The organism is uncultured Chloroflexus sp., from assembly GCF_937129525.1.
Classification (GTDB): Bacteria; Chloroflexota; Chloroflexia; order Chloroflexales; family Chloroflexaceae; genus Chloroflexus.
On record NZ_CAKZNK010000118.1, the window covers coordinates 1 to 5,225 of the forward strand.

At 48.9% G+C, this 5,225-nt stretch carries 4 protein-coding genes and 1 pseudogene; all 5 read left to right on the top strand.

The window, feature by feature from the left end:
- Positions 1-375 (top strand): annotated as a pseudogene (locus tag Q0650_RS14940) (hypothetical protein); the annotation flags it as partial.
- A gap of 123 nt (positions 376-498) precedes the next feature.
- The gene (locus tag Q0650_RS14945; RefSeq protein ID WP_298820350.1) at positions 499-1,731 is read left to right on the top strand and encodes an O-antigen ligase; all 1,233 of its coding nucleotides are present in this window, start codon (positions 499-501) and stop codon (positions 1,729-1,731) included.
- On the top strand, positions 1,715-2,908 hold the full coding sequence (locus Q0650_RS14950) for a glycosyltransferase (protein ID WP_298820353.1): 1,194 nt from the start codon (positions 1,715-1,717) through the stop codon (positions 2,906-2,908). The genes Q0650_RS14945 and Q0650_RS14950 overlap by 17 nt, the downstream gene beginning before the upstream one ends.
- Positions 2,862-4,097, top strand: a complete 1,236-nt coding sequence (locus tag Q0650_RS14955) for a glycosyltransferase family 4 protein (protein WP_298820355.1) — start codon at positions 2,862-2,864, stop codon at positions 4,095-4,097. The genes Q0650_RS14950 and Q0650_RS14955 overlap by 47 nt, the downstream gene beginning before the upstream one ends.
- Positions 4,098-4,387: 290 nt before the next feature.
- Positions 4,388-4,879, top strand: coding sequence for a WecB/TagA/CpsF family glycosyltransferase (locus tag Q0650_RS14960; protein WP_298820357.1), 492 nt, complete (start codon positions 4,388-4,390; stop codon positions 4,877-4,879).
- Positions 4,880-5,225: the final 346 nt, after the last annotated feature.

A 5,225-nucleotide genomic window follows, 5' to 3' on the forward strand; every position in this document is an offset into this window, starting at 1 on the left:
CAGGCAATGCAAGAAATGGCTCGCGTGCTAAAACCCGGAGGATACCTGATTCTGTCGGTGCCTTTCCTGTATCCGATACACGAAGCCCCCTTCGATCACTGGCGTTTTACCGCTTATGGCTTGAGCAAGCTATGTCGAGACAACGGCCTGGACGTAGTGAATATCTGTTCAAAGGGTGGGGTGTTTGTTGCCATGCTTGTGCTTATGCACAACATCGTTGTGCGCATGGTCAATCTGGTGAGCAAGGTTTGCCATTGCGATCCTCCGCTGTACTATCGACCTGGTACGCGGCGACTGCTCTGCTTGCCGCAATGTGTGGTATGTAGGAGTGTCGCGTTGGCTCCGTCGCAGAATTGTTGGCAATGCGTTCTTTAGCAAAGGATTGCAATCGCTGGCATGTAGCCTTAGCCGTTATGGGATTATAGAAGAGATTAATCAGTGGCTAACTTGTGGCTACTTAATGGTTGCACGTAAATCCTCTAAGGATGGTAGACTGGCATGAAAATCAAGCTGCGCTGGCTCGAATATATCTGGCATGTCGTAGCATTCACGCTGTTATCAGGCGCGTTTGTATCACTGTGGCGCGGAGAAAGAAGTTCTGATCCCGTTCAGCAGGCTGTGCTGTTGTTTTCCTTTGCCGGTCTGGTATTGTTGCTGGCTCAGCCCCGATCTGCTAGCGCTATCGCTCTCAAAGGCTGGTTGCTCTGGTTGATAGTTGGGTGGGCTTTTACCTCACTGCTCTGGTCGCAGAGTCCCGATCTGACGTTCCGGCGCAGTGTCACGCTACTCCTGGCAACATGCTACGGTCTGTTGCTCGCGGTGCGCTATCCATTGACAACCGTCCTCTACTTACTGGGTTCGGCTATGGCCATTATCGTCATTGCCAGCGCTATCAGTATCGGGGTCGGCGCTGAATGGTCGGTCATGGGATATCCGCATCCGGGGGCTTGGCGAGGTATTACGCTTCACAAAAATCATCTGGGGCTCACATGCGTACTGGCGTTAATTGTCGCGGGAATACTAACCCAAGTATCGGCTATGCCATGGCGGCTGTTTTGGGTGGGTATTGCTTGCGGAGCAGTGGTTCTTGTCATTGGATCGCGTTCGGCAACTGCGATCGCTGTAACAATTCTTACAGTGACAACCTGGTTCGTCCTTAAAACGGCAATTTACTTCTCAGGTTGGGATCGCCTGCGGTTATCTTTTCTCGGCGCAAGTCTCATCTTGCCGGGTGGAAGTTTGCTATTTCTCAATTTACCAGAACTGCTCAGTTTGTTGGGAAGAGATGTATCGTTGACCGGACGATTGCCCTTATGGTCAGCACTCTGGTCGATTGGTTGGCAGCGACCGCTGCTCGGTTATGGGTTTGGCGCATTCTGGCTCGATACTGGCCAAGAGATGGAAGTAGACATCGCCTTAATGCGATTACGTTTCGGGTGGGCATTACAGGCACACAATGGCTACCTCGATATCTGGCTAGAACTTGGTCTTGTTGGGTTACTGTTAACACTCATCGTTCTGCTTATCGTTTTATGGCGTTCGCTGAAGTTGATCGATACGCCTGGTATACCCTTTGGCGCATGGTTTATTGTTCTGTTCATTCCATATTTACTGTTCATAAATATTGCGGAAGCAAGACTTTTAGAACCAAATTTAGGGAAGTCTATTCTATGGATTATGCTCTCATGCTGCTACTTTTGGGTAATGAATAGATATGTCGCTTCGAGATAGTGTCATGCAGCGAACCATTCTTGCTTTTTGGAATCAGCCTTTTGCTCTTTCTGAAACATTCGTTTACAATCAAGTGGCCAGACTGAGCCGATACGAGGTCGCTATACTGGGGGCCAAGCTGCCGCCGCCACCACGGATTGAGCCGACAAATCAGCCGATGTATTTGATCAACCGACTCGATGCAGCGGGGTGGTGGCGTGAACTCGTATTCAAAGGTCTCGGAAGGGTTCCAAACGATCTCTGGCAGTGGCTGCAAAGGATACAACCGTCCCTCATTCATGCTCACTTTGCTCCATACGGCGCAATCGCATTACCACTTGCGCGGCAGACGAGGCTGCCGTTACTGGTCAGTGTGCATGGTACCGATGTCTCAATGAATGATGCCGCGATCTGGCGTTCATCGTATATGGCCCATCGCTTCTACTTGCTGCGCCGACGCGCGCTCGCGCATCAGGTCAGCCGGGTCATTACCCAGTCGGATTTTCTCAGCCAGATTGTCACTGCGCGACACGGCGTGCCGGCAGAAAAGGTGGTATGTATTCGGTATGGAATCGATTTGTCCCGCTTTCGACCGGCGCTGCAGTGCTCAGAGTGGGGACACATTCTGTACGTCGGTCGCCTGATAGAACGCAAGGGGTTACCTTTTCTCATCGAGGCGCTGGCTCGTTTGCGCGGTCGTTTCCCGGATTTACGACTCACCGTTATCGGTGATGGGCCGATGCGTGCCGATTACGAGGCGCAGGCGCACCATTTGCTGGGTGATCGGGTAACGTTTCTTGGCGCGCAATCCAGCGCGGTAGTGCATTCGTATCTGGAACGCGCGTATGCCTTCTGCATGCCCAGCATCACAATGCCCACTGGTGAAGCAGAGAGCCTTGGTGTCGTCTTTCTCGAATCGATGGCCATGCAGGTGCCGCCGGTTAGTTTCCGTAGCGGTGGCATACCTGAGGTAATCGTGCATGGTCAGACCGGCTTTCTGGCCGAGGAACGCAATGTCGCCGAGTTGTCGTACTATCTCGGCCTACTCCTCGATCAGAGGAATCTGCGCAATAGCCTGGGAGAACAGGGACGTCGTTGGGTGGAACAAGAGTTTGATCTGGTTAAGCAGAATCAGAAGCTGGAGGATCTCTATGACGAAATTATTGCCGAACGGTCAAGTAGATATCAGCAGTGGTAAGACTCTTGCCTATCTTTGCGGATCGCCAATGGTATCCACAATATTGGGGCGAGGAATGTCTGGACCATCCGCTCACGTGCGCGGGGTGATCAAAGGATTTCAGATGAATGGCTGGCAGGTTTGTACTTATGTAGTGGGTGATATGTTATCGCCATCATCTTCAAAAGTAACCGACAGGATCACGAAATCTCGATTAAAGTTGTTGTTCAATGATTTGATTAGAATTTGGATGAATATCATAAATCAGGAAATTTGTTATAGAAAATTCTTGCATGTAGATTGGGTGTACGAAAGATATGGCGCTTTTCAAAGTCTAGGCACTAAACTGCATCGTCGTGGTATTCCTTGGATTTTAGAGGTTAATGGGTTGTTTTTTTCTGAGTCTCTGAACGATCGAAAATCTATATTTTTGAGTCGTCTCGAGTATCAGTCGATGCGTCGCGCTTGTCTCGAGTGTGATGCAATAGTTACTGTTAGCGATGGATTGGCAAGAGCGTTGTGTCGAGAATTCGGTGTTGCTCGTGAAAAAATTCTGGTAGTGCCTAATGCGGTTGATACTGATATCTTTGATCCCTCACAGACTCAACCCATTCGGGAATTCACTGATCCTACGATTGGTTTTGTTGGTTCATTCATGCCTTGGCACGGAATAGACTTATTATTGGAAGCTGCTAGCAGATTGAAAAGCAGAGGTTGTGATATAAGGTATACTCTGGTTGGTGATGGGGTAATGTTTGAACGGTGTAAGCAGTTATGCACTGAGTTACGGCTGACAGATGTTGTTAGGTTTGTCGGAAATGTTGCGCCGCGAATCGTTCCTTCTTACATCGCAGGATTTGATATATGTTTTGGTATGCAGTATCCGAGAAAAGATGGCATTCTTGCTAGCTCGTCTCTTAAAATATTCGAATATGCAGCGATGGCAAAACCAGTCATTCTTTCTCAGGTTGAAGCAGATCAGATAGGGTTTGCCGATGGCATTTCCTGTTTTGTTGTCAATGGCACGAGTCTGGAAGAGTTAATACAAACATTTGAGTTAGCATACTATAATCGAGCACGTTGGGCAGAGATGGGGAGAAAAGCCCGTGAACTGATCGTTTCACGGCATACCTGGTCGGTGCGAGTCAAAGAGATGGCGGAAGGTCTTAAGGCTATTCTTGACCGCAATGTAAAAATAGGCTCTCAATAAAATTGATATAGAGCATTTCGTTATGATAAACCGTATTGATCTGCTGGGCGTAGGTGTAGATCCTCTGACAATACCAGCTCTTATTGATGTCATTGCCGAGGCAATCGCGCGCCGTGAACGCTGGATCATTGCCCATCATAATTTACATAGCGTTGTCTTATTCCAGCGCGATCCAAAGATGCGTGCCCTCTATGCGCAGGCGCGAATTGTGTATATTGATAGCATGCCCTTCATCTATTGGGATCATCTACTAGGGTATTCTGTTCGTCGTAATCAGCGGATAACGTTTGTTGATTGGTGGGATCCTAATTATAGCAACTGCTGCAACGGAGGGCTGGCGGGTCTTCTATCTGGGTGGAAAGCCAGGAGTTGCTGCAAAAGCTGCCGGGCGCTTGCGACAACAGTATCCATCGTTAGTTATTGATACACATCACGGCTACTTGCAATCGGCTGATCACGATTGGGTGCTGAACACCATTGCCTCCTTCCAACCTCATATCTTGATGGTCGGGATGGGTATGCCGCGTCAGGAACACTGGACAATCGATCATCGTGATCGTATTGAGGCCAATGCAACCATTATGGTGGGTGCTGCATTCGATTACATAGCAGGTACTATTCCTACCCCACCGCGCTGGATGGGTCGGATTGGGCTGGAATGGCTTTATCGGTTGCTCAGTGAACCGCAACGATTGGCCAATCGCTATCTGATCGAACCATGGGCATTATTACCGCTGATGATCAGCGATGTGTGGCAATGTGTGCTATGTCGTAAGATGTAGTAGGTGTTGAGTCTCGTATCCTTCCCATACAATGGTGAAGCTGGCGCTGCGATTTGGCGAGTATACCAGCAATGTTGCATGCGGGATATAGAAACATTCATGAGTCCCCATGAGCTTGCAATAAGCGTTGAGGTGTGATACTATTATGAGCGCTAGACCTGAACACAGGAAAGGGGAATGAGATGACGGAAACAAATCCAAAAATGCTATCCAACGTTGGAGATGATGAATTTGATTTGAAGCCTTACATACTTGCTCTTCTCAATGGGTGGAAAATATTGCTTGGCGCCGGTTTGCTGGCTGCGGTTGCTGTTATCGCTTACTCCATTGTTTCTTCTTTGCTACT